At 66.9% G+C, this 25,157-nt stretch carries 24 protein-coding genes and 1 tRNA gene; 10 read left to right on the plus strand and 15 right to left on the minus strand.

The genetic code is table 11. The features are described from left to right. Positions 1–27: 27 nt before the first annotated feature. From obgE to rplU, 3 genes are all read right to left on the minus strand, one after another. Positions 28–1,140, minus strand: coding sequence for a GTPase ObgE (gene obgE / locus QZM15_RS08365; RefSeq protein WP_059580889.1), 1,113 nt, complete (start codon positions 1,138–1,140; stop codon positions 28–30). Between the two features lie 186 nt (positions 1,141–1,326). Then, positions 1,327–1,590, minus strand: a complete 264-nt coding sequence (gene rpmA / locus QZM15_RS08370; RefSeq protein WP_006476999.1) for a 50S ribosomal protein L27 — start codon at positions 1,588–1,590, stop codon at positions 1,327–1,329. Between the two features lie 24 nt (positions 1,591–1,614). Continuing rightward, positions 1,615–1,926 (minus strand): 50S ribosomal protein L21, encoded by a 312-nt coding sequence (gene rplU / locus QZM15_RS08375; protein ID WP_006025184.1) that lies wholly within the window; start codon positions 1,924–1,926, stop codon positions 1,615–1,617. Between the two features lie 210 nt (positions 1,927–2,136). Here rplU and QZM15_RS08380 point away from each other — a divergent pair, with 210 nt between their 5' ends. From QZM15_RS08380 to QZM15_RS08420, 9 genes are all read left to right on the plus strand, one after another. Then, a complete protein-coding gene (locus QZM15_RS08380) occupies positions 2,137–3,132 on the plus strand; it encodes a polyprenyl synthetase family protein (RefSeq protein ID WP_059580886.1) in 996 nt (331 codons plus the stop codon). 148 nt (positions 3,133–3,280) lie between these two features. Next, positions 3,281–3,357: transfer RNA gene (locus QZM15_RS08385), tRNA-Pro, on the plus strand. 140 nt (positions 3,358–3,497) lie between these two features. After that, the gene (locus tag QZM15_RS08390) at positions 3,498–4,790 is read left to right on the plus strand and encodes an HlyC/CorC family transporter (RefSeq protein ID WP_081066450.1); all 1,293 of its coding nucleotides are present in this window, start codon (positions 3,498–3,500) and stop codon (positions 4,788–4,790) included. A gap of 83 nt (positions 4,791–4,873) precedes the next feature. Beyond that, the gene (locus QZM15_RS08395) at positions 4,874–6,136 is read left to right on the plus strand and encodes a GspE/PulE family protein (RefSeq protein WP_059580879.1); all 1,263 of its coding nucleotides are present in this window, start codon (positions 4,874–4,876) and stop codon (positions 6,134–6,136) included. A 2-nt stretch (positions 6,137–6,138) separates the two neighbouring features. Further along, a complete protein-coding gene (locus QZM15_RS08400) occupies positions 6,139–7,344 on the plus strand; it encodes a type II secretion system F family protein (RefSeq protein WP_302106168.1) in 1,206 nt (401 codons plus the stop codon). Positions 7,345–7,390: 46 nt separating this feature from the next. Beyond that, entirely contained in the window at positions 7,391–8,302 is a 912-nt protein-coding gene (locus tag QZM15_RS08405; protein WP_302106169.1) for an A24 family peptidase, read from the plus strand. Position 8,303: 1 nt separating this feature from the next. Beyond that, a complete protein-coding gene (coaE, locus tag QZM15_RS08410; RefSeq protein ID WP_124658339.1) occupies positions 8,304–8,909 on the plus strand; it encodes a dephospho-CoA kinase in 606 nt (201 codons plus the stop codon). Positions 8,910–9,018: 109 nt separating this feature from the next. Continuing rightward, entirely contained in the window at positions 9,019–9,774 is a 756-nt protein-coding gene (gene zapD, locus QZM15_RS08415) for a cell division protein ZapD (protein WP_059580870.1), read from the plus strand. Between the two features lie 28 nt (positions 9,775–9,802). Then, positions 9,803–10,003, plus strand: coding sequence for a DNA gyrase inhibitor YacG (locus tag QZM15_RS08420; protein WP_021159902.1), 201 nt, complete (start codon positions 9,803–9,805; stop codon positions 10,001–10,003). A 57-nt stretch (positions 10,004–10,060) separates the two neighbouring features. Here QZM15_RS08420 and QZM15_RS08425 read toward each other — a convergent pair whose 3' ends face one another. The 4 genes from QZM15_RS08425 to secA form a co-directional block, all read right to left on the minus strand. Beyond that, on the minus strand, positions 10,061–10,504 hold the full coding sequence (locus QZM15_RS08425) for an NUDIX domain-containing protein (RefSeq protein WP_059580864.1): 444 nt from the start codon (positions 10,502–10,504) through the stop codon (positions 10,061–10,063). Next, a complete protein-coding gene (locus QZM15_RS08430) occupies positions 10,501–11,370 on the minus strand; it encodes an ATP-binding protein (protein ID WP_027783462.1) in 870 nt (289 codons plus the stop codon). The genes QZM15_RS08425 and QZM15_RS08430 overlap by 4 nt, the downstream gene beginning before the upstream one ends. 19 nt (positions 11,371–11,389) lie before the next feature. Next, a complete protein-coding gene (gene argJ, locus QZM15_RS08435) occupies positions 11,390–12,631 on the minus strand; it encodes a bifunctional glutamate N-acetyltransferase/amino-acid acetyltransferase ArgJ (RefSeq protein ID WP_302106170.1) in 1,242 nt (413 codons plus the stop codon). A 144-nt stretch (positions 12,632–12,775) separates the two neighbouring features. Beyond that, complete coding sequence (gene secA / locus QZM15_RS08440; RefSeq protein ID WP_059580857.1) at positions 12,776–15,574, minus strand: preprotein translocase subunit SecA; 2,799 nt, start codon at positions 15,572–15,574, stop codon at positions 12,776–12,778. Positions 15,575–15,830: 256 nt separating this feature from the next. Between secA and QZM15_RS08445 the strand changes: the two genes are divergently transcribed. After that, positions 15,831–16,307 carry a DUF721 domain-containing protein gene (locus QZM15_RS08445; protein ID WP_059580855.1) on the plus strand — a complete coding sequence of 159 codons (477 nt, stop codon included), beginning with the start codon at positions 15,831–15,833 and terminating at the stop codon, positions 16,305–16,307. 80 nt (positions 16,308–16,387) lie between these two features. On the opposite strand, the gene lpxC is transcribed toward QZM15_RS08445, so the two are convergent. The 8 genes from lpxC to murG all read right to left on the minus strand — a co-directional run bounded on the left by lpxC (position 16,388) and on the right by murG (position 25,108). Next, positions 16,388–17,305 carry a UDP-3-O-acyl-N-acetylglucosamine deacetylase gene (gene lpxC / locus QZM15_RS08450; protein WP_059580853.1) on the minus strand — a complete coding sequence of 306 codons (918 nt, stop codon included), beginning with the start codon at positions 17,303–17,305 and terminating at the stop codon, positions 16,388–16,390. A gap of 240 nt (positions 17,306–17,545) precedes the next feature. Then, the gene (locus QZM15_RS08455) at positions 17,546–18,052 is read right to left on the minus strand and encodes a peroxiredoxin (protein ID WP_059580848.1); all 507 of its coding nucleotides are present in this window, start codon (positions 18,050–18,052) and stop codon (positions 17,546–17,548) included. Between the two features lie 188 nt (positions 18,053–18,240). Next, positions 18,241–19,437 (minus strand): cell division protein FtsZ, encoded by a 1,197-nt coding sequence (ftsZ, locus tag QZM15_RS08460; protein WP_021159911.1) that lies wholly within the window; start codon positions 19,435–19,437, stop codon positions 18,241–18,243. Between the two features lie 116 nt (positions 19,438–19,553). Next, the gene (gene ftsA, locus QZM15_RS08465) at positions 19,554–20,786 is read right to left on the minus strand and encodes a cell division protein FtsA (RefSeq protein ID WP_006487138.1); all 1,233 of its coding nucleotides are present in this window, start codon (positions 20,784–20,786) and stop codon (positions 19,554–19,556) included. A gap of 26 nt (positions 20,787–20,812) precedes the next feature. Beyond that, entirely contained in the window at positions 20,813–21,565 is a 753-nt protein-coding gene (locus QZM15_RS08470) for a cell division protein FtsQ/DivIB (RefSeq protein WP_034186356.1), read from the minus strand. Positions 21,566–21,584: 19 nt separating this feature from the next. Continuing rightward, positions 21,585–22,526: a D-alanine--D-alanine ligase gene (locus QZM15_RS08475; RefSeq protein WP_034206326.1), complete on the minus strand. Its 942-nt coding sequence runs from the start codon at positions 22,524–22,526 to the stop codon at positions 21,585–21,587. Between the two features lie 84 nt (positions 22,527–22,610). Beyond that, positions 22,611–24,008, minus strand: coding sequence for a UDP-N-acetylmuramate--L-alanine ligase (gene murC, locus QZM15_RS08480; protein ID WP_059580845.1), 1,398 nt, complete (start codon positions 24,006–24,008; stop codon positions 22,611–22,613). Continuing rightward, positions 24,005–25,108: an undecaprenyldiphospho-muramoylpentapeptide beta-N-acetylglucosaminyltransferase gene (murG, locus tag QZM15_RS08485; RefSeq protein ID WP_059580842.1), complete on the minus strand. Its 1,104-nt coding sequence runs from the start codon at positions 25,106–25,108 to the stop codon at positions 24,005–24,007. Before murG ends, murC begins: the two co-directional genes overlap by 4 nt. Positions 25,109–25,157 lie beyond the last annotated feature (49 nt).

The following is a 25,157-nucleotide window of genomic DNA, read 5'->3' on the forward strand; positions in this document are numbered from 1 at the left end:
GGCACGCCCGGCGCGTCAGCGAACCGTTCAGGCGTCGTCGCCCGGCGCCGCACCACCCTTCGCCGACGGCGCCTCGCGGAAACGCACGTCCGCCGCGAGATCCTCCGCCTCCGCCGCGCGATGCGCGTCCGAATGTTCGGAGAGGTAGTCGTAGATCGCGTAGCACAGCGCTTCGCAGCCCTGGCCCGTCAGCGCCGAGATCTCGAACACGGGGCCGTCCCAGCCGAAGCGGTCGAGGAAATCCGCGACGCGCGCCTCGCGCTCGTCTTCCGGCACCATGTCCAGCTTGTTGAGCACGAGCCAGCGCGGCTTCTCGTAGAGCGCCTCGTCGTACTTGCGCAGTTCGCCGACGATCGCCGTCGCTTCCGCGACCGGATCGACGCTTTCGTCGAACGGCGCGAGATCGACCAGATGCAGCAGCACGCCGGTACGCTGCAGGTGGCGCAGGAATTGATGCCCGAGGCCCGCGCCTTCGGCCGCCCCTTCGATCAGCCCCGGGATATCGGCGATCACGAAGCTCTTGCTCGGCCCGACACGCACCACGCCGAGATTCGGCGCGAGCGTCGTGAACGGGTAGTCGGCGATCTTCGGCTTCGCGTTCGACACCGACGAGATGAAGGTCGACTTGCCCGCGTTCGGCATGCCGAGCAGGCCGACGTCGGCGAGCACCTTCAGCTCGAGCTTCAGCATGCGCCGCTCGCCCGGCTTGCCGTCCGTCTTCTGGCGCGGCGCGCGGTTCGTGCTCGATTTGAAATGCAGGTTGCCGAGGCCGCCGGCGCCGCCCTGCGCGAGCATCACCCGCTGGTCGTGCTCGGTCAGATCGGCGATCAGCTCGCCGGTATCCATGTCGCTGATGATCGTGCCAACCGGCATGCGCAGCGTGACATCGTCGCCACCCTTGCCGTAGCAATCCGAGCCGCGGCCGTTTTCGCCGTTGCGTGCGAGATGCTTCTTCGCGTAACGGTAGTCGATCAGCGTGTTGATGTTGCGGTCGGCGATCGCGTAAACGCTGCCGCCCCGGCCGCCGTCGCCGCCGTCCGGCCCGCCGAACGGGACGAATTTCTCGCGGCGCATCGACGCGCTGCCATCGCCTCCGTCGCCGGCGATGACTTCGATTCGTGCTTCGTCAATGAACTTCATTCGCCACTCCGCCCAGTATTTCCGCTATTGTGCCGCGCGCCGACACGCTTGAACAATCTGCCGTTCGGCCGATCGTACGCCGGTTGCGCGAGGGTCGCCGGCGCGCATTTGCGGCCGGCGACCCAATAAAAAAGGCCCCGCGAAGACTGCGGGGCCTTTCGGCTACGAAGCCCGTGGGTGCCTGACTCAGGCAGCCGCCGGGACGACGATGACCAGATGCTTCTTGTCCGCGCCCTTCGTCGCGAACTTGACGTGACCGTCGACCAGCGCGAACAGGGTGTGATCCTTGCCCATGCCGACGTTCTCGCCAGCGTGCATGCGCGTGCCGCGCTGACGCACGATGATGCCGCCAGCGTTGATTGCCTGGCCGCCGTACACTTTCACGCCGAGACGTTTCGACTCGGAGTCGCGGCCGTTCCGGGAAGAGCCGCCTGCCTTTTTGTGTGCCATCTGATTGCTCCTTTACCGAGGCGCTTACGCGTTGATCGCGTCGATGCGCAGCTCAGTGTAGTTCTGGCGGTGGCCGCCGTGCTTTTGGTAGTGCTTCCGGCGACGCATCTTGAAGATGGTGACCTTGGCATGACGACCGTGCGACACGACGGTGGCCTTGACGGAAGCCCCACTGACCAGCGGCGTACCGAACTTAATCGATTCGCCTTCGCCCACTGCGAGAACCTGGTCGAGCGTGATTTCAGCGTCAATGTCAGCCGGTATCTGTTCTACTTTGAGTTTTTCGCCAACGGCAACCTTGTACTGCTTGCCGCCGGTTTTTATGACCGCGTACATTGAGAACCTCACTCTGGATCCAATTTTTCCGCACACCACGCGCGGAAAACACGTGATTATACATGGGGTTAGCACCCAAGTCAAAGCCGATCGACGATTGCCGCGCGCGGGCCTCGGCCGGACGGCCAAAATCGCGCCACGGGTATGTCTGACAGACCGGCATATCGCGGATTCGACTTATAATCCGCCGCATCACCCAATTCCATCATCATGTCGTCGTCCACCGCCTCCCCCACCCTCAGCGCCGCCCACCTGCTCGCCCCGATCACCAGCGACATGGAGCAGGTGAATCGCGTTATCCGGCAAAGCCTCGCGTCCGACGTGCTGCTGATCAACCAGATCGCCGAGTACATCATCGGCGCGGGCGGCAAGCGGCTGCGTCCGGCGTTGCTGCTGCTCGTCGCCGGCGCGCTCGGCGAAACGTCGCACCAGCGGCACGTGCTGGCCGCCGTCGTCGAGTTCATCCATACGGCCACGCTGCTGCATGACGACGTCGTCGACGAATCCGAGCTGCGTCGCGGCCGCCAGACCGCCAATGCGCTGTTCGGCAACGCGGCGAGCGTGCTGGTAGGCGATTACCTCTACTCGCGCTCGTTCGAGATGATGGTCGGCGTCGGCAAGATGCGCGTGATGGAGATCCTGTCCGAAGCGACGACGATCATTTCGGAAGGCGAGGTGCTGCAACTCCTGAACATGCACGACGCGGACGTCGACGAGACGCGCTACATGCAGGTGATCCGCTACAAGACGGCGAAGCTGTTCGAGGCGTCGGCCCGCCTGGGCGCGGTGCTCGCGGGCGCCGACGCGCCGACCGAGGCCGCCGCCGCCGAATACGGCCGCCGGATCGGCACCGCATTCCAGATCATGGACGACTGGCTCGACTATGCGGGCACCGCCGAGGCGATGGGCAAGAATGCCGGCGACGACCTGCGCGAAGGCAAGCCGACGCTGCCGCTCATCTATCTGATCGAACGCGGCACGCCCGACCAGTCGGCGCTCGCCCGCGAGGCGATCGAACACGGCGGCACCGATCGCTTCGACACGATTTTCGAAGCGATCACGCGCTCGGGCGCGCTCGACCACACGCTCGAATGCGCACGCCAGGAAGCGCAGGCAGCGGCGGCGGCGATTGCCGCGTTCCCCGATTCGATCTACAAGGAAAGCCTGCTCGGGTTGTGTTCATACTCGACGTCGCGGCAGTCGTAAACACGCGGCGAACGGGAAGCGCCGCCTTGTCTCGAAAAATTTCTTCACCAAAGTATTCCCTTTTAGAAAAAACATCGTTATAGTTACGTTCTTGCTTGTGACGACGCAGCGATCTTCAAGAAGACGGCAAAGTCCGAAGAGCAAAAATCGGGGTGTAGCTTAGCCTGGTAGAGCGCTACGTTCGGGACGTAGAGGCCGGAGGTTCGAATCCTCTCACCCCGACCAGATTTAAAAAAACCGTGCACCTTGTGCACGGTTTTTTTTCGTCCGGCCGCCGCGGGCCCTCGTGTCGCGCGCGACACATCGCGGCCGCCGGCCTCTGCTATATTTGCCCCATCCCTGTCCTTCACTGCCCTTTCCAACGCGTGGACCAAATTCCCTTATGGGCGCAAATCGGCGCCGTCTTCCTGCTTCTCCTCTGTTCCAGCTTCTTTTCCATTTCCGAGACCGCGATGATGGCGCTCAATCGCCATCGGCTGAAGCATCTCGCCGGCCAGGGCGTGCTCGGCGCGAAAACCACGCAGGGGCTGCTCACGCGCACTGACTTGCTGCTCAGCGTGATCCTGATCGGCAACAACCTGTTCAACACGATCATTCCGGTCCTCACGACGTCGCTCGCGCTCCATACGTTCGGCCGCAACAACCTCGCGCTGTCGATCGCGACCGGCGTCGTCGCGTTCCTGATCATCGTGTTCGCGGAAATCGCGCCGAAGATCGTCGGCGCGACGTTCCCCGAGCGCATCGCGCTGCCCGCGAGCCTCGTGATCGCCCCGTTGATGCGCGTGTTCAAGCCGGTCGTCTGGTTCGTCAATGCGCTCGCGAACGGCGTGCTGTGGGTGCTGCGCATCAACACGAAGAAGGGCCGCGACCAGCGAATGTCAGCCGACGAGCTGCGCGCCATCGTGCTCGAATCGAGCAGTTTCATGCCGACCAAGCACCGCAGCATCCTGCTCAACCTGTTCGACCTCGAGAACATCACGGTCGACGACGTGATGGTGCCGCGCCGCCAGATCGAGTCGCTCAACTTCTACGCGCCGCTCGACGACATCCTGCATCAGCTCGAAACCTGCTATCACAACCGCCTGGTCGTCTACGAAGGCGACATCGACAAGGTGCTCGGCGTGCTGCACGTGCGCAAGACGCTCACCGGGCTGCACAACCAGGATTTCGACCGCGAGACGCTGCGCACGCTGCTCGCCGAGCCGTACTACGTGCCGTCGGGCACGCCGGTGGTCCAGCAGCTCCAGTTCTTCCAGGAAACGCGGCAGCGCACCGCGCTCGTCGTCAACGAGTACGGCGAGCTCGAAGGACTCGTCACGCCCGAGGACATCATCGAGGAGCTGATCGGCGAATTCACGACGTCGATGCCGCGCAGCGAACGCGCGGGCGGCTGGGACGAGAACGGTGAATGCATCGTGTCGGCCAGCATGCCGCTGCGCGAACTGAACCGCTGGCTGCACCTGAAACTGCCGACCGACGGGCCGAAGACGCTGAATGGGCTGGTGCTCGAGATCCTCGAGGAAATTCCGGAAGACGACGTGTGCCTGAAAATCGGCGACGTGATGCTCGAAGTGATGCGCAGCGACGATCAGGCGGTACGCACCGTCAAGCTCTTCAAGCCGCGCGGCACGCGCAGCGGGCGCGCCGCCTCCCGCTAGCCGAACGGCCGACTGCCGGCGCCGCCCGCGACGCGCGATCATCTGCGCATCACGGTCAACAGGCGGCCAGCGTGCCGGCTCACATGCACTTCCCTTCCTCCGGGGCGTCGCCGCACACGCAGTCGGCGCCCGCGCACGCCGCCGCGCCCCATGCACTCGATGCGGCCCAGCTCGACGATGCCCCCGCCGTACGGCTGCTGACGGACACGCTGCACGCGGCGCGCGTGCGCGACGCGTCGGACATCCACGTCGAGCCGTTCGAAGCCGGCTGGCGCATCCGTCTGCGCATCGACGGCGTACTGCATGAACATGCGCGACCGCCGCTGCACCTGCGCGATGCGCTCGTGACGCGGATCAAGGTGCTCTCGCGCATGGACATCGCCGAGCGGCGGCTTCCGCAGGACGGCCGGCTGCGCATCGCGATCGACGGCGGCACGCGCGGCGACTACCGCGTCAGTTCGCTGCCGACGCTGTTCGGCGAAAAGCTCGTGCTGCGGCGGCTCGAAACGCTGCCGCCCGATCTCACGCTTGCCAACCTCGGCTTCGACGCGCGGCAGGCCGCCGCGATGGAGGCCGCGATCCGCGCGCCGCATGGCCTCGTGCTCGTCACCGGCCCGACCGGCAGCGGCAAGACGCTGTCGCTCTACTGCGCGCTGCAGATGCTCGATCGCGACGCGCACAACGTCTGTACGGTCGAGGATCCCGCCGAGATCCAGCTCGACGGGATCAACCAGGTCGGCGTCGCCGACAAGGCCGGTCTCACGTTTGCGACCGCGCTGCGCGCGCTGTTGCGACAGGATCCCGACGTCATCATGGTCGGCGAGATTCGCGATGCGGAGACGGCCGATGTCGCGATCAAGGCCGCCCAGACAGGCCATCTCGTGCTGTCGACGCTGCATACGAACGACGCGCCGGCCGCCGTCGCGCGGCTGCTCGACATCGGCGTCGCGCCGTACAACCTCGCGGCCGCGCTGCACCTCGTCACCGCGCAGCGCCTCGTCCGGCGCCTGTGCGTCGCCTGCCGCGTGCATTCGGACGCATCGGCGCGCGCGCTGCGGGAAGCCGGCTGCGACCCGGCGGCGCTGGCAACCGGCTGGCGGCCGTTCGTCGCGCGCGGCTGTTCCGCCTGTCACGGAATCGGCTATCGCGGCCGCATCGGCCTGCATCAGACGATGCCGGTATCGCCCGGGCTGGCCGAGCGCATCGTCGCGCGGGCAAGCGTCCGCGAACTCGCGCAATGCGTGGCGGCCGAGGGCGTGCGTACCCTGCGCGACGCGGCATTCGCGCGCGTGCTGGACGGCACGACGAGCATCGCTGAAGCCGTCGCCGCCACGCCCGCGGCGTGAAGATGCGCACGCCACCGCGCGAAACCCGCTTTGCATGGCGCGGCCGCCATCGCGACGGCGCGCCGCGCCGCGGGATCGTCATCGCCTTCGACGCGGCGGCCGCGCGTGCCACGCTCGCGCGCGACGGCATCGCGGTACTGTCGCTCGACGTCCGCGGGCCGGCCCGCCCGCCGGCGGCCGGCGCCCGTGACATCACGTGCTTCACGCGCCAGCTCGCGAGCCTGTTGCAGGCCGGCCTGCCGCTTGCACCGTCGCTCGAGATGCTCGCGCGCACCCGCACGCGCGACGGCGTGCCGCGCATCGCCGCGGGGCTCGCCCGCGAGATCGTCGGCGGCCGGCGCTTCGCCGACGCACTCGCACGTTATCCCTCGCAGTTCGGTACGCTGTATCGTCAGTTGATCGAGGTCGGCGAGGCGTCCGGTTCGCTCGGCATCGTGCTGACGCGGGTCGCGGAACACCGCGAGCGCGCCGACGCGCAATGGCGCAAGCTGCGTGCCGCGCTCGCGTATCCGGCCGCCGTCATCCTGTTCGCGCTCGCGATCTCGGCAGCATTGATGGTGTGGGTCGTGCCGACCTTCCGGCAGATCTTCGACGGTTTCGGCGCCGCCCTGCCCGCACCGACCCGCGCGCTGCTCGCGCTGTCCTCCGCGCTGTCGGCGTGGGGCGGCGTGCTGCTGGCCGGCGCGGCCGCCACGGGGCTTGCCGCGCAGCACGCGCTTCGGCGCTCGTCCGCATTGCGCCATGCGCTCGCGCGACACCTGCTGCGCGCGCCGCTCGCGGGCAGCGCGCTGGAGCGGTTCGCCGCCGCACGCTGGTGCCGCTCGCTGGCGACCCTGCTCGGCGCCGGCGTGCCGCTCGCCGATGCGTTCGCCACGCTCGAGCGCACGGCCGGCCACCCGGTGTTCGCGCAGGCTACCGCGCACATCGCCGCACGCGTGTTGCGCGGCGTGCGCCTGGCCGATGCGATGCATTCGGCCGGCTGCTTTCCGGACGACGTCGTGCAACCGATCGCCGTCGCCGAGGAAACCGGTGCGCTCGACACGATGCTCGCCGACATCGCCGCGTTGTGCGAACGTCAGCTCGACGCGCGCCTCGATGCGCTCGCGGCGCTCGGCGAACCGTTGATCGTGATCGTCCTGGGCGCGCTCGTCGGCGGCCTCGTGATCGCGATGTACCTGCCCATCCTTCAGCTCGGCAACGTGGTGTAGCATCGCAACCGACTCTGTCGCCTTTTTGTCCCGAACCTTGATCCTCATGACGCCAGCGCTCCTGCCCGCCGTTTCCGATTCGCCCCAGAGCACGCTGCTCGCGCTGGCGATGCTGCCGCCCGCGCTGCAGTATGCGTTCGCGATCGTCATCGGCCTGTGCGTCGGCAGCTTCCTGAACGTGGTCGCGCACCGGCTGCCCGTGATGATGCAGCGTGCGTGGCAGGCCGAAATCGCCGAAGCGACGGGCACCGAGCCCCCGCCGCCCGACGACGGTTATCCGCCGCGCTACGATCTGTGGCGCCCGCGCAGCGCCTGCCCGCATTGCGGCCACGTGTTGCGCGCCTGGGAGAACATCCCGCTCGTCAGCTACCTGGTGCTGCGCGGGCGCTGCCGGCGCTGCGGCCATGCGATCGGCATCCGCTATGTGCTCGTCGAACTCGCGTGCGCGCTGCTCGCCGCCGTCTCGCTCGCGGCGTTCGGCCCGACCGTCGCCGCGCTTGCCGCGTTCGCGCTGTGCGCGGCGCTGCTCGCGATGAGCGCGATCGACATCCGCACCGGCTACCTGCCCGATTCGATGACGCTGCCGCTGCTGTGGGCCGGGCTCGCGCTCAACCTCGGCGGCACCTTCACGTCGCTGCGCTCGGCCGTGATCGGCGCGATGGCCGGCTACCTGTTCCTGTGGTCGATCTACTGGCTGTTCAAATGGCTGCGCGGCATCGAGGGCATCGGTTTCGGCGACCTGAAGCTGCTGGCCGCGCTCGGCGCATGGATGGGCTGGGCCGCGCTGCCGCAGGTCGTGCTGTTCGCGGCGGTGACCGGCGCGATCGTCGGGCTCGTCGCGACCTGGCGCGGCCGCATGCGCTTCGAGGAGCCGATTCCGTTCGGCCCGTTCCTCGCGGCCGGCGGCGTCGCCACGCTGTTTTTCGGCACCCCTTTCTATGCGGCGCTCGGAGGCTGACATGTTTTCAGTAGGACTCACGGGCGGCATCGGCAGCGGCAAGACGACCGTTGCCGACCTGTTCGGCGCCCGCGGCGCATCGCTCGTCGATACCGACCTGATCGCCCACCGCATCACCGCGCCGGGCGGTCTCGCGATGCCGGCGATCGAGCAGGCTTTCGGCCGCGGCTTCGTGGCCGCCGACGGCTCGCTCGATCGCGCGAAGATGCGCACGCTGATCTTCAGCGACGACGACGCGCGCCGGCGCCTCGAAGCGATCACGCATCCGCTGATCCGCGCGGAGACCGACCGCGAGGCGCGCGAGGCGCGGGGCCCGTACGTGATGTTCGTCGTGCCGCTGCTCGTCGAGTCGGGCACCTGGAAGGCGCGCAGCGATCGCGTGCTCGTCGTCGACTGCCCGGTCGAAACGCAGATCGCGCGCGTGATGCGGCGCAACGGCTTCACGCGCGAACAGGTCGAAGCGATCATCGCGCGACAGGCCACGCGCGAGGCCCGCCTCGCGGCGGCCGACGACGTGATCGTCAACGACGCGGTCACGCCCGACGCGCTCGCCGCGCAGGTCGATGCACTGCACCAACGCTACGTCGAATTCGCGGCCGCGCACTGAGCATCGCATGCAATCCTGATGGTGTACGAAATTGGCGCGTTGCTAGGGTAGAGAGGGGGCATTAGAATGTCCTTCATTGTTTCAATCCCTACCCAAGAGGCGAGCGCGCTTGATTCTTTACGAGTATCCGTTCAACGAGCGAATTCGCACGCTGTTGCGTCTCGAAGATCTGTTCGAGCGCTTCGCGTTCTTTTTGGCTCAGGAGGACCCGCGTGAGCACCACGTCGCGCTGACGACGCTGTTCGAAATCGCCGAGGTGACGGGCCGCGCGGACCTGAAATCGGATCTGATGAAGGAGCTCGAACGCCAACGCCAGACGCTCGCCCCCTTTCGCGGCAATCCGGGCATCGAGCAGAACGCGCTCGAAGCCGTACTCGGCGAAATCGAGCAGACGCTCGCGAATCTCGCGCAGATGCAGGGCAAGACCGGCCAGCACCTCGTCGACAACGAGTGGCTTGCCAGCATCCGCAGCCGCGCGGTGATCCCGGGCGGTACGTGCAAGTTCGACCTGCCGTCGTACTACGCGTGGCAGCAATGGCCGGCCGAGCAGCGGCGCCAGGACATCGCGAAGTGGATCCTGCCGTTGCTGCCGTTGCGCGACGCAGCGGCGATCGTGCTGCGGCTCGCGCGCGAATCGGGTCAGGCGTCGAAGGTCATGGCGATGCAGGGCAGCTACCAGCAGATGCTGTCCGGGCGCAGCTATCAGTTGATGCAGGTGCGGGTGTCGCCGGAACTGCGCGTGATTCCCGAGGCGAGCGCCAACAAATACATGCTGTGGGTGCGGTTCACGATGCAGGACGGCGACGTGCGGCCGCGCGCGGTGGACATCGACGTGCCGTTCCATCTGACCCTGTGTAATCTGTAACGGCCGCGTGCCGGTTCAACGCTTTCGTATGACTACCGTCGTGAAATGTCCTTCGTGCGGCGCAGAAGTGCGCTGGACGCCTGAAAACAAGTTCCGTCCCTTCTGTTCGGCCCGCTGCAAGCAGCTCGACCTCGGCGCATGGGCCGCGGAAAAGTATCGGATCGGCGGTTCTTCCGACGAGGGCCCGTCATCGGAAGAAGACGGCACGGACAATCGCCGCGACAGTTGAGCGGCGCGCGGCGCCGTCCGCCAATATGGCCTGCGTTTCAGGCAGGCCGCCGCGGCGTCACTGCGACGCCGCTTCCTTCTCGAGCAGTTCGAGCACCGGCAGCGCCGCCGGCAACAGCGGCGCGACCTCGACCGGCAGTTGCTGCCACACGAACGCCTGTCCTTCCTTGCTGTGCGGCTCGCCCGTCCAGCCCGTCACCTTGCAGAAATAGAGCCGCACATACGCGTGCGGATAATCGTGCTCGAGCGTGTGCCAGCGGTGGCTGGCCGTGACTTCGATGCCGAGTTCCTCGTGCAGCTCGCGCGCCAGTGCGTCCTCGACGCTTTCGCCGGCCTCCAGCTTGCCGCCCGGGAACTCCCAGTAACCTTCATACGGCTTGCCCTGCAGGCGTTGCGCGAGCAGATACCTGCCGTCCGGCTGCACCATCACGCCGACCGCGACTTCGGTCACCTTGCGGCCGTCCGGCGCCCGCACGGCGCCTTGTGCCTGATCCGCGCTCATGCCTGCTCCTTGCGGCCCGACCAGTCTCGCGCGAACTGCCACGCGACGCGGCCCGAGCGCGAGCCGCGCTCGAGCGCCCATACGAGCGCGTCGCCGCGCGCGGTCTCGATCTCCGCATCCGGACAGCCGAAGTGACGCAGCCAGTGCGCGACGATGTCGAGGTAGTCGTCCTGCTTGAACGGATAGAAGCTGACCCACAGGCCGAAACGCTCCGACAGCGAGATCTTCTCCTCGACGACTTCGCCGGGGTGAATCTCGCCGTCCGGCAGATGCTTGTACGACTCGTTGTCGCTCATGTACTCGGGCAGCAGGTGACGGCGGTTCGACGTCGCGTAGATCAGCACGTTGTCCGATTGCGCGGCGATCGAGCCGTCGAGCGCGACCTTCAGCGCCTTGTAGCCCGATTCGCCGTCCTCGAACGACAAGTCGTCGCAAAACACGATGAACCGCTCCGGACGCTGCGAGATCAGGTCGACGATGTCGCCGAGATCGTGCAGGTCGTCCTTGTCCACTTCGATCAGGCGCAGCCCGTCGTTCGCGTACGCATTCAGGCACGCCTTGATCAGCGACGACTTGCCGGTACCGCGTGCGCCGGTCAGCAGCACGTTGTTGGCCGGCTTGCGCTGCACGAACTGGCGCGTGTTCTGGTCGATCAGCGCTTTCTGGCGGTCGATGTTGTGCAGGTCGCCGAGCGTGATCGACGACACGGCCGGCACCGGCTGCAGGTAACCGCGCCCCTGGCGCTTGCGCCAGCGGAACGCGTGCGCCGCGTTCCAGTCGATGGCCGCCGGCGCGGGCGGCAGCATCCCTTCGAGACGGCCGAGCAGCGCTTCAGCGCGTGTCAGAAACTGTTCAAGCTTGTCCATGTCGTTCGAGCGCTCCCGATCAGGAGCGGTAATCCGCGTTGATGCTCACGTAATCGTGCGACAGGTCGCACGTCCAGACGGTGGCCTGCGCATCGCCGCGCCCCAGCAGCACGCGGATCGTGATCTCGCTCTGCTTCATCACGCGCTGGCCGTCTTCTTCCTGGTAGGCCGGATTGCGGCCGCCCGCCTTCGCGACCAGCACGTCGTCGAGATAAAGATCGATCTTGCCGACGTCGAGATCCGCGACGCCCGCATAGCCGATCGCCGCGAGAATCCGGCCGAGGTTGGGGTCGGATGCGTAGAAGGCCGTCTTCACGAGCGGCGAATGGCCGATCGCGTACGCGATCTGGCGGCATTCGGCGACGCTCCTGCCGCCTTCGACCTGCACCGTCATGAACTTCGTCGCGCCTTCGCCGTCGCGCACGATCAGTTGCGACAGCACCTGCGCGACTTCCGTCACCGCGTCGCGCAGCGCCGCATAGGCGGGCGAATCGGTCGACGTGATCGCCGGCAGCGTGCTCTTGCCCGACGCGATCAGGATGAACGAGTCGTTCGTGGACGTGTCGCCGTCGATCGTGATGCAGTTGAACGAGCGGTCGGCGACTTCCTTCACGAGCGTGTCGAGCACCGGCTGCGCGACGTTCGCATCGAACGCGAGGAAGCCGAGCATCGTCGCCATGTTCGGCTTGATCATGCCCGCGCCCTTGCTGATGCCCGTCAGCGTGACCGTGTGGCCGTCGATCGTCACCTGGCGCGACGTCGCCTTCGGCAGCGTGTCGGTCGTCATGATCGCCTGCGCGGCGTCGAACCAGTTCGCGGCCTTGCGGTTCGCGAGGGCGGCCGGCAGGCCGGCCTTCAGGCGATCGATCGGCAGCGGCTCGAGGATCACGCCGGTCGAGAACGGCAGCACCTGCGCCGGCTCGATGCCGGCCAGACGCGCGAGTTCCGTGCAGGTTTCGCGTGCGTTCACGAGGCCCGGCTCGCCGGTGCCCGCGTTCGCATTGCCCGTATTCACGACCAGCGCGCGAATGTCCGCGCCGCCGGCACGCACCTTCGCCAGGTGCTCGCGGCAGACGGTGACCGGCGCTGCGCAGAAACGGTTTTCGGTGAACACGCCCGCGACCGTCGCGCCTTCATCGACGGAGATGACCAGCACGTCCTTGCGATTCGGCTTGCGGATGTTCGCTTCCGCCCAGCCGAGCGTGACGCCGGCGACGGGATGGAGTTGGGCGGGATCGATCGACGGAAAATTGACAGCCATGGGGCACACCTGCCGGATGGAAAATGCCGGCACGTGCCGGCATCGATTGGAAGAACCGGCGGCCGCACGCGCGGGCCGCCACAACTCACGTCACTGACTGGAAGCTGCGAACGACGCGGCGCGCGTGATGCGCGCCGCCGCCGATCATGACAGCTTCCCGTGACATTGCTTGTACTTCTTGCCGCTGCCGCACGGGCACGGATCGTTGCGGCCGACCTTCGGCATTTCGCCGCCGGGCCCGCTGTGCGTCATCGCGCTGCCGACCATGTCGGCCGTCGCCGTGGCCGCCGCGGCTGCCGTGACGTTCGCCACCGGCGCGCCGGCATCCGCGTAATCGGCATGCTGGTATTCGACGTTCTCGAGATGACCGCTGCGCTCCTCGATCTGCTCGGCGGCTTCCTCGAGCTGCTCCGGCGACTGGATCTGCACGTTCATCACGATGCGCGTGACTTCCTGCTTGATCGCGTCGAGCATCGCGGCGAACAGTTCGAACGCCTCGCGCTTGTACTCCTGCTTCGGGTTCTTCTGCGCGTAGCCGCGCAGATGAATACCCTGGCGCAGGTGGTCGAGCGCCGCGAGGTGCTCGCGCCACAGGCGGTCGACCGTCTGCAGCATCACCGAGCGCTCGAACGCGCTGAACGATTCGCGGCCGACCATCGCGACCTTCGCCTCGTACTGCTCGTCGGCGGCCGTCGTCACGGCGTCGAGGATCTCGTCGGCCGTGATCGACGACGACTCGTTCACCATTTCCTGGATCGCGAGATCGAGCTGCCAGTCGTTGCGCAGCGCTTCCTCGAGCTCCGGCACGTCCCACTGCTCCTCGATGCTGCCTTCCGGCACGAACTGGCGGACGACTTCGGTGATCACCCCGTGACGCATCGCGGTGATCGTCTCGGTGATGTCGTGCGCTTCGAGCAGTTCGTTGCGCTGCTGGTAGATCACCTTGCGCTGGTCGTTCGACACGTCGTCGTATTCGAGCAGCTGCTTGCGGATGTCGAAGTTGCGCGCCTCGACCTTGCGCTGCGCCGATTCGATCGACCGCGTGACGATGCCGGCCTCGATCGCCTCGCCTTCCGGCATCTTCAGGCGATCCATGATCGAGCGCACGCGGTCGCCCGCGAAAATGCGCAGCAGCGGATCGTCGAGCGACAGGTAGAAGCGCGACGAGCCGGGGTCGCCCTGACGGCCCGCACGGCCGCGCAGCTGGTTGTCGATCCGGCGCGATTCGTGGCGCTCGGTGCCGATGATGTGCAGGCCGCCCGCGGCCTTCACCTCCTCGTGCAGCGTTTCCCACTCGTCGTGAAGCTGCTTGATGCGGCGTGCCTTCTCGTCGGCCGGAATCGAATCGTCGGCCTCGATGAACGCCGCCTGCTTCTCCGCGTTGCCGCCGAGCACGATGTCGGTACCGCGGCCGGCCATGTTGGTCGCGATCGTGATGCGCTTCGGACGGCCGGCTTCCGCGACGATCGCCGCTTCACGCTCGTGCTGCTTCGCGTTCAGCACTTCGTGCGGCAGCCCCGCCTGCTTCAGCAGGTGCGACAGCAGTTCGGAGTTCTCGATCGACGTCGTGCCGACCAGCACCGGCTGGCCGCGCTCGTAGCAGTCGCGAATGTCGCGGATCACCGCGTCGTAGCGCTCCTTGGCCGTCTTGTAGATCTGGTCCTGCTTGTCGATCCGCTTCGGCGGGCGGTTGGTCGGGATCACGACCGTCTCGAGGCCGTAGATCTCGTTGAATTCGTACGCTTCGGTGTCCGCGGTACCGGTCATGCCGGCCAGCTTCGCGTACATCCGGAAGTAGTTCTGGAACGTGATCGACGCGAGCGTCTGGTTCTCGCTCTGGATCTTCACGTGCTCCTTCGCCTCGACCGCCTGGTGCAGGCCGTCGGACCAGCGGCGGCCGGCCATCAGGCGGCCCGTGAATTCGTCGACGATCACCACTTCGCCGTTCTGCACGACGTAGTGCTGATCCTTGTGGAACAACGTGTGGGCGCGCAGCGCCGCGTACACGTGGTGCATCAGCGTGATGTTCTGCGGCGCGTACAGGCTCTCGCCCTCGCCGATCAGGCCCCATTCGGCGAGCAGGCGCTCGGCCTTCTCGTGGCCCGATTCCGTCAGGAACACCTGGCGCGACTTTTCGTCGAGCGTGTAGTCACCCGGCTTCTCGACGCCCGTGCCGTCGGCCTTCTCTTCGCCGATCTGGCGCTCGAGCAGCGGCGGCAGTGCGTTCATCCGCACGTACAGCTCGGTGTGATCCTCGGCCTGACCCGAAATGATCAGGGGCGTACGCGCTTCGTCGATCAGGATCGAGTCCACTTCGTCGACGACGGCAAAATTCAGCGCCCGCTGCACGCGCGCGTCGGTCTCGTAGACCATGTTGTCGCGCAGGTAGTCGAAGCCGAATTCGTTGTTCGTGCCGTACGTGATGTCCGCCGCGTACGCCTGCTGCTTCTGGTCGTGCTCCATGCCGGACAGGTTGATGCCGACCGACAGACCGAGGAAGTTGTAGAGGCGCGCCATCCACTCGGCATCGCGCTGCGCGAGGTAGTCGTTGACGGTCACGACGTGCACGCCGCGGCCGGCCAGCGCATTCAGGTACACGGGCAGCGTCGCGACGAGCGTCTTGCCCTCGCCGGTGCGCATTTCCGCGATCTTGCCGTAGTGGAGCACCATGCCGCCGATCAGCTGCACGTCGAAGTGGCGCATCTTCAGCACGCGGCGGCTTGCCTCGCGACAGACCGCGAACGCTTCGGGCAGCAGCTTGTCGAGCGACTCGCCGGCCGCGACCCGCTGGCGGAATTCGTCCGTCTTGCCGCGCAACTGGTCGTCCGTCAGCTTCTCGATCTGCGTTTCGAGCGCATTGATCGTCGCGACGGTCTTTTGGTATTGCTTGACGAGCCGCTGGTTGCGGCTGCCAAAAATTTTCTGGAGAAAACCGGTTGTCATCGGATCGGATCCTGCGTCGCAGCACTGGCGCCCGGCGCGTGTTGCGCGCCCCGGCGCCCGAGCCTCGGCGGCTTAGCGAATTAGTGGACTCAAACGTCGAATTTTAGCACGCGGGGACGCATGCGCCCGCGTCCCGGCCGGACGGCCATCGCGCGCCGGGGCCGGGCGGACAGGGGCGAAAGCCGCGCGTGCACGAGCCGGCGCGAGTACAATCGGCTGCAACCTCCGCGCGCGTGCGCGCTCGAAGAAAGCCTCGATGAACCGATTTTCCAAGCGTTTCGGCCCGCTCGCCGCCTATCGTCCGCAACCCGTGTCGGAAGTGCTCGGCCGCACCGACGCGTTCGCGGCGTTGCGCGCCGGCGTCGAGCAGATCGCGTCGCTGCAGCGCGACCTCGGCGCGTGCCTGCCCGATTATCTGGCGAATCACGTCGAACCGGGCTTCATCAAGGACGGCACCCTGACCCTCTTTGCCGCACACAATGCGCTGGCAGCACGGCTGCGGCAGGTCGAAATGCGGCTGCTCGGCGATCTCCAGAAGCGCGGCTGGCCGGTGACGACGCTGCGGGTGCGCGTGCGGCCGAAGGACGCGCCCGAACCGCCACATGTGAAGCAGGCGCGGATGACCTCGGCCGGCGCCGCCGCGTTGCGCGACCTCGCCGATCACCTCGAACCGTCGCCGCTGCAGGCGGCGCTCGCGCGGATGGCGGCACGGCACGGCGCGAAGCCGCGTTGATCGCCAGGGCCGCAGGCGGCGGCCAGCCAATAAAAAAGCGACCCGAGGGTCGCTTTTTTATCGCTTGCGCTGAACGCCGCTCACGCGAAGGCCGTCTGCGCGTCGAACGCGAACCCCTTCGGCGCCGCCTGCGGATCGTCGAACGTCACGATCTCGTACGCGTCTTCGTGCGCGAGCAGCTCGCGCAGCAACGCGTTGTTCAGCCCGTGGCCCGACTTGTACGCGGTGTACGACGCCAGCAGCGGGTGGCCGATCACGTACAGGTCGCCGATCGCGTCGAGCATCTTGTGCTTCACGAACTCGTCGTCGTAGCGCAGCCCGTCATTGTTCAGGATCCGGTACTCGTCGAGCACGATCGCGTTGTCCATGCTGCCGCCGCGGGCGAGACCCAGCTCGCGCATCATTTCGACTTCATGGGCAAAACCGAACGTGCGCGCGCGCGCGATCTCGCGTACGTACGACGTATTCGCGAAATCGACCTCCAACTCCTGGCCGGTCTTGTCGACGGCCGGGTGACGGAAGTCGATCGTGAACTTCAGCTTGAAACCGAAATACGGATCGAGACGCGCGAACTTGTCGCCATCGCGAATTTCGACCGGCTTCTTCACCTGGATGAAGCGCTTCGGCGCGTTCTGCTCTTCGATGCCGGCGGATTGAATCAGGAACACGAAGGACGCGGCGCTGCCGTCCATGATCGGGATTTCCTCGGCCGTCACGTCGACATACAGGTTGTCGATGCCGAGGCCGGCGCACGCCGACATCAAGTGCTCGACCGTCGACACGCGCGCGCCATCCTTCTGCAGCACCGACGCGAGCCGCGTGTCGCCGATCGACATCGCGGAGGCCGGAATATCGACGGGCGTGGGCAGGTCGACGCGCGAGAACACGATACCCGTGCCCGGCGCGGCCGGACGGAGCGTCAGTTCGACCTTGCGGCCCGAGTGGAGACCGATACCGACGGTCTTCACGATGGATTTGATGGTGCGCTGCTTCAACATGGTCTTCTTCGTCTTGATTGAGGATATCAATCAGGAGTTATATTCGATAGGCGCGATTATAGCGTAATTCCCAATTCAACGCTGTCTGAAACTGCGTATCAATCTGTTTCGACTGTTTACCCGCGCCGATACGGGACGGGCCGATGCCCGGAACGGAGGCGTTTCCGGTCATCGACCCGTGTTACAACTGCCCTGAGGCCGGCGAGCAGCGTTGCCGGAAGGCAACGGCGCGCCGCACGATCAGGACGTCAACGTCGCGAGCACACTCGCCGCATCGCTCACTTCGAATTTGCCCGGCGCCTCGACGGCCAGCGTCTTGACCACACCGCCGTCGATCACCATCGCGTAGCGCAGGGAACGAATTCCCATGCCACGCGCGGACAAATCCTGCGTCAGCCCCAGCGCATGAGTGAAAGCCGCGCTGCCGTCCGCCATCATGCGCACCTTGCCCGCGGTGTGCAGATCACGTCCCCATGCGCCCATCACGAATGCGTCGTTGACGGACACGCACCAGATCTCGTCGATACCCGCCGCGCGCAGTTGCTCGGCGTGCTCGACGTAGCCCGGCACATGCTGCGCCGAGCAGGTCGGCGTGAACGCGCCCGGCAATCCGAAGATCACCACCCGCTTTCCCGCAACCTGGTCGCGCACGCTGAAGGCATTCGGCCCCAGCGTGCACCCTTCGCGCGCGTCGTCGACGAACTCGAACAATTGCGCGTCGGGCAGCGCGTCGCCCACTTGAATCATGGCTGGTCCCTCATAGCGATACGGTTTTTCAGCGTGTCGCGGACAGCACGGCCCATCCCGCTCCGCTCAAGCGAAGAGGGCACCTTTCCCGGCCCGGCGTCGCATCCGACGCGGCCTGTCGTGGTCCGTGGCATCCGTCACGCCGGCGATACCGCGGCGGTGTCGCCGCGGCTTCGCCTGTGTTTGCGTCAGTCAGCCTGCTTGCGCAGGAAAGCCGGGATGTCGTACGTGTCGACCCCCTTCTCCTGCAGCGCCTGCACGTGCGATGCCGCGGTTTCGCGCGAGTTGCGCCACACCGCCGGCGTATCGAGCGCGCCGTAGTCGGCCGTGCTGACGTGATGCGCCGGCGCATAGCCGTGCGACACCGCGCTGACCGGCTGGTTGTCCGTACCCGTGCGCAGCAGCGTCATCGGTGCCGACTGCTGCTTCTTCGCCGCACGGCCCAGACCCGTCGCCACGACCGTCACGCGCAACGCATCGCCCATCGCGTCGTCGTACACCGCACCGAAGATCACCGTCGCATCTTCCGCCGCGTAGCTCTTGATCGTGTTCATCACTTCGCGCGTTTCCGACAGGCGCAGCGAACGGCTCGACGTGATGTTGACCAGCACGCCGCGCGCGCCCGACAGATCGACGCCTTCGAGCAGCGGGCTCGCCACGGCCTGTTCCGCCGCGAGGCGCGCGCGATCGACGCCGGCGACCGTCGCCGTGCCCATCATCGCCTTGCCCTGCTCGCCCATCACCGTCTTCACGTCCTCGAAGTCGACGTTCACGAGGCCGTCGACGTTGATGATTTCCGCGATACCCGCCACCGCGTTGTTCAACACGTCGTCCGCGCACTGGAAGCACTTGTCCATCTCGGCGTCGTCGCCCATCACGTCGAACAGCTTGTCGTTCAGCACGACGATCAGCGAGTCGACGTGATCCTCCAGTTGCTGCGAGCCTGCTTCGGCGACGCGCATGCGCTTGCCGCCTTCGAACTCGAACGGCTTGCTGACGACACCGACCGTCAGAATGCCCATCTCCTTCGCGATCTGCGCGACCACCGGCGCCGCGCCCGTGCCCGTGCCGCCACCCATGCCGGCCGTGATGAACACCATGTGCGCGCCGCGCAGTGCGTCGGCGATGCGCTCACGCGCCTCTTCCGCTGCCGCACGGCCCATTTCCGGCTTCGCACCGGCGCCAAGACCCGTGTTGCCGAGCTGGATCACCGACGATGCGCGCGAACGCGACAGCGCCTGGGCGTCCGTGTTCATCACGATGAAATCGACGCCCTGCACGCCGCGGTTGATCATGTGCTGGACGGCATTGCCGCCAGCGCCGCCAACGCCGACCACCTTGATGATGGTGCCGTTGGTCTCGGTTTCCAGCATTTCGAATTCCATGTTGCCTCCGTCAAGAGAATGACTGCTACTCGGCCGTTATTCGGCAGGAGATCGGGCAACCCCCTGTCGCGCGCCAGCCGCCGGCACCAGCGCGAATTTCGATTCGGTTCGACTCGTCAGAAGTTGCTCAGGAACCATTCCTTCATCCGCGAGAACACCTGCCCCGCGTTGCCGGACTGCACGGCGACCTTGCGGCCGCGCATGCGCTGCGCACTGCCTTCGACGAGCAACCCCATCGCCGTCGAGTAGCGCGGATTGCGCACGACGTCGGAGAGGCCGCCTGCATATTCCGGCGCGCCGATGCGCACCGGTTTCAGGAAAATGTCTTCGCCGAGCTCGACCATGCCCGGCATCATCGAAGCGCCGCCGGTAATGACCACGCCGGAGCTCAGGAGTTCTTCGTAACCCGACTCGCGCACGACCTGCTGCACGAGCGAGAACAGTTCCTCGACGCGCGGCTCGATCACGGCCGCGAGCGCCTGGCGCGACAGCGTGCGCGGGCCGCGTTCGCCGAGGCCCGGCACTTCGACCATTTCGTCCGGATCGGCGAGCGCCTGCTTCGCGATCCCGTAGCCGACCTTGATGTCTTCCGCATCCGGCGTCGGCGTGCGCAGCGCCATCGCGATGTCGCTCGTGATCTGGTCGCCGGCGATCGGAATCACCGCCGTGTGGCGGATCGCGCCTTCGGCGAAGATCGCGATGTCCGTCGTGCCGCCGCCGATGTCGACCAGCACCACGCCGAGATCCTTCTCGTCTTCCGTCAGCACCGCCAGCGACGACGCGAGCGGCTGCAGGATCAGGTCGTTCACTTCCAGCCCGCAGCGGCGCACGCACTTGACGATGTTCTGCGCGGCGCTCACCGCGCCCGTCACGATGTGCACCTTCACTTCCAGCCGGATGCCGCTCATCCCGATCGGCTCGCGCACGTCTTCCTGGCCGTCGATGATGAATTCCTGCGTGAGGATGTGCAGCACCTGCTGGTCGGTCGGGATGTTGATCGCCTTCGCGGTCTCGATCACGCGCGCGACGTCCGTCTGCGTGACCTCCTTGTCCTTGATCGCGACCATCCCGCTCGAGTTGAAGCTGCGGATGTGGCTGCCCGCGATCCCCGTAAACACGTTGGTGATCTTGCAGTCGGCCATCAGCTCGGCTTCCTCGAGCGCGCGCTGGATCGACTGCACGGTGGCCTCGATGTTGACCACCACACCTTTCTTCAGACCCTTCGACTCGCTCTGGCCGAGACCGATCACCTCGTAGTGGCCCTCGCCCTTCAGCTCGGCGACGATGGCCACTACCTTCGACGTGCCGATGTCGAGGGAAACCAGCAGATCCTTGTAGTCTTTGCTCATAAAGTGCTCTTGCGTGTGATCTCTCGTTACTTCTTGCGCTTGTCGGTATCGGTCAGGAACCGCATGCCCGCCGCGCGAATCGCGAATCCGTTCGGATAACGCAGATCCGCGTACTCGATGTCGTTGCCCCAACGCTCCGTGACGGCCGGCCACGCGGCCACCAGGCGCTGGCTCCGGTCATGCAGCGTGTCGCTGTTGCGTTCCTTGCCCAGCTCGACCTGCATGCCGTTCGACAGCTTCACCGTCCACGCGTACCGCGCCGACAGCGTCACTTCTTCCGGCGCCGCCTTCAGCGGCGCAAACCATTTCCCGAAGTCGCGATACCGCGTGACGACTTCCTTCGCACTGCCTTCCGGGCCGTCGAACGCCGGCAGTTCCTGCTCCAGCTCGCCCTGGTTCGCGGTGAACAGCTCGCCGTCGACGCTCACCAGCTGATCGCTGCCCCAGGTCCCGAGCGGCTTGTACTCCTCGAGCGTGACAGCCAGCGCATTCGGCCACACCCGGCGCACGCTCGCGTGACGCACCCACGGCATCTGCTCGAACGCGGCACGCGCCGCATCGAGATCGACCGTGAAGAAATTGCCCTTCAGCCGGCCGACCACGCCCGCGCGCACCGTCGGCGAGTTGATGTGCTCGGTGTCGCCGTCGATCCGGATTTCCCGCAGCGCGAACGTCGGGCGCTGGATCAGCCAGTAGCAGCCGGCCGCCGCCAACACGAGCAGCAGCAGCGCGTACAGCGCGCTGGCGGCAAGGTTGAGTTGGCGAACGTTGTTCCACATACGTCGTTCCGTTCCTGCGTCAGTCGTTGAGCGTGAGCGACAACACCTTCACGACCAGCTCCGAATAGCCGATGCCGACCGCGCGCGCGGCCTTCGGCGGCAGCGAGTGGTCGGTCATCCCGGGGGCCGTGTTCACTTCCAGGAAATACGCGTTGCCGGCCGCGTCGAGCATGAAATCCGCACGGCCCCAGTCGGTGCAGCCGAGCACGTCGAACGCGCGGCGCGCGATGCGCTTCAGTTCCGCCTCCTGTTGCGCCGGCAGGCCGCACGGGATCAGGTACTGCGTATCGTCGGCGACGTACTTCGCGTGGTAGTCGTAGAACTCGCCCGCCGGCACGATCTTGATCAGCGGCAGGTCGAGATCGCCGGCGATGCACGCGGTGTATTCGCCGCCGCCTTCGATGCTCTTCTCCACGATCACGATCTTGTCGTGCGTCGCGGCTTCCGCGAGCGCGGCCGGCAGCGCGTCGGCCGTCTTCACCTTCAGCACCGCGACGCTCGAGCCTTCGCTCGCCGGCTTCACGAACAGCGGCAGGCCGAGCTTCGCGACAATGTCGGTCGCGCGCGCGGCCAGATCGTCGCCGCGCATCACCGTCTCGAACGGCGGCGTCGGCACGCCCGTCTGCTGCCACACGAGCTTCGTGCGGAACTTGTCGAGGCCGAGCGCCGACCCGAGCACGCCGCTGCCCGTGTAGCGGATCCCGTAGAAATCGAGCGCGCCCTGGATCTGGCCGTTCTCGCCGTAGCCGCCGTGCAGCGCGTTGAACGCGCGCACGAAGCCTTCGTCCTTCAGCGCCGACAGCGGCCGCTCGGCCGGGTCGAACGGATGCGCGTCGACGCCCGCGTCACGCAGGCCCTGCAGCACGAGGCGGCCCGAGGTGAGCGACACCTCGCGCTCGGCGGATTCGCCGCCGAACAACACCGCCACCTTGCCGAAGCGTTTCGGATCGATTCCGCTCATGCCGACCTCCGCCGGGCCGCCCCAAGGAGGCTGACCGCCCCCGCGGGGGGCAGCGAACGAAGTAAGCGTGGGAGTCGTTTCATGTCATGCCTTCTGTTCAGTGTGTTGCACGAGCTTCGCCGGCACGCCGCCGATCGAACCCGCGCCCATCGTGATCACCACGTCGCCGTTCTGCGCGACTTTCGCCAATGCGTCCGGCACGTCGTCGACCGTCGCGACGAACACCGGGTCGACCTTGCCCGCCGCGCGCAGCGCACGCGACAGCGCGTCGCCGCTGGCTGTCGGGATCGCCGCTTCGCCCGCCGCGTAGACTTCCGTCAGCACCAGCGCATCGACCGTCGACAGCACGTTGACGAAATCGTCGAAGCAGTCGCGCGTGCGCGTGTAGCGGTGCGGCTGGAACGCCAGCACGAGGCGGCGGCCCGGGAACGCACCGCGCGCGGCCGCGATCGTCGCGGCCATCTCGACCGGGTGATGACCGTAGTCGTCGATCAGCGTGTACTGGCCGCCGTCCGCGCTCGGCACTTCGCCGTAACGCTGGAAGCGCCGGCCGACGCCGTTGAATTCCGCCAGCGCCAGCTGGATCGCGTCGTCCGACACGCCGAGATCGGTCGCGATCGCGATCGCCGCGAGTGCGTTCTGCACATTGTGCAGGCCGGGCATGTTCAGCACCACCGCGAGCGGCGCGCGACCTTCACGGATCACGTTGAAATGCATCCGGCCGTCGCGCGCGTCGATGTCCTCCGCGCGCACCTGCGCGTCCGGCGACAGGCCGTAGCGCACGACCGGCTTCGAAATGAACGGAATGATCTGCCGCACGTTCGGATCGTCGACGCACACCACCGCGCTGCCGTAGAACGGCAGGCGCTGCGTGAATTCGATGAACGCCTGCTTGAGCCGCGCGAAATCGTGGCCGTAGGTGTCCATGTGGTCGGCGTCGATGTTCGTGATGACTTCGATCACCGGATACAGGTTCAGGAACGACGCGTCCGACTCGTCGGCCTCGGCGACGATGAAATCGCCCGTGCCGAGCCGTGCATTCGCGCCGGCGCTGATCAGCCGGCCGCCGATCACGAACGTCGGGTCCAGCCCGCCCGCCGCGAGCACGCTCGCGACGAGGCTCGTCGTCGTGGTCTTGCCGTGCGTGCCGGCGATCGCGATGCCCTGCTTCAGGCGCATCAGCTCCGCCAGCATCACCGCGCGCTGCACGATCGGCACGCCCTGGTGGCGAGCGGCCAGCACTTCCGGATTGTCCGAACGCACGGCCGTCGACACGACGACCGCGTTCGCGCCCTCGATGTTCGCCGCGTCGTGGCCGATCGCGATCCGCGCGCCCAGCGCCGCGAGGCGATCGGTCACCGCGTTGCGCGACAGGTCCGAGCCGCTGACCGCGTAGCCGAGGTTGACGAGCACTTCGGCGATGCCGCTCATGCCCGCGCCGCCGATCCCGACGAAATGAATGTGTTTGACGATGTGTTTCATTGCAGTTGTTCCAGGTTCGCGCCGGCCGCCTTCGCGCACACACGCGCGACTTCGTCGGTGGCCTCGGGCTTCGCGAGCGAGCGCGAACGTTCCGCCATCTCCGCGAGCGATGCCCGCGACTGGCCGCGCAGCCAGTCGGCGAGCAGTTCCGCCGACAGGTCGCGTTGTTGCACCAGCACGGCCGCGCCCGCATCGGCGAGGAACGCGGCGTTGGTCGTCTGGTGATCGTCGACCGCGTACGGGAACGGCACGAATAGCGCCGCCACGCCCACCGCCGCGATCTCCGACACCGTCATCGCGCCCGACCGGCAGATCACCAGATCCGCCGCCGCATACGCGGCCGCCATGTCGTCGATGAACGGCACGAGCCGCACGTCTTCGCCGGCCGCGAAACCGGCCGCTTCGTAATTCGCCTTCAATGCATCGATGTGCTTCACGCCGGCCTGGTGCACGACGCGCGGGCGCTCGCCCGGCGCCAGCAGCGCCAGCGCGCGCGGCACGACTTCGTTCAGCGCGGCCGCCCCGAGGCTGCCGCCGACGACCAGCACGTTCAGCGGGCCGCTGCGCGACGCATAGCGCGCCTGGGGCGGCTCGGTGTGCGCAAGTTCCGCGCGAATCGGGTTGCCCGTCCATTCCGCGTGCGGCAGCGCGCCGGGGAACGCGACGAGCACGCGCTTCGCGAGTTTCGCGAGCACCTTGTTCGTCAGGCCCGCGATCGAATTCTGTTCATGCAGCACGAGCGGACGCCCCGACAGCGCGGTCATCACGCCCGCCGGGAACGTGATGTAGCCGCCCATCCCGAGCACGACGTCCGGCCGCACGCGGCGCAGCGCGCCGAGGCTCTGCCAGCATGCGCGCAGCAGGTTGACCGGCAGCGTCAGCTTGGTCTTCAGGCCCTTGCCGCGCAGCCCGCCGAACCGCACGTACTCCATCGGAATGCCGTGCTTCGGCACGAGCGTCGCTTCCATCCCGGCCGGATTGCCGAGCCATACGACGCGCCAGCCCGCCGCTTCCATCCGGTGCGCGACCGCGAGCCCCGGGAACACGTGGCCCCCGGTGCCGCCTGCCATCACCATCAGCGTGCGTTGCGACGCGGTCATACCTTCCCTCCCCGCATCAGCAAGAATGAACGCATGTTTTGGCTACGGC

The sequence above is a fragment of the Burkholderia sp. AU44665 genome (genome assembly GCF_030504405.1).
GTDB lineage: Bacteria > Pseudomonadota > Gammaproteobacteria > Burkholderiales > Burkholderiaceae > Burkholderia > Burkholderia semiarida.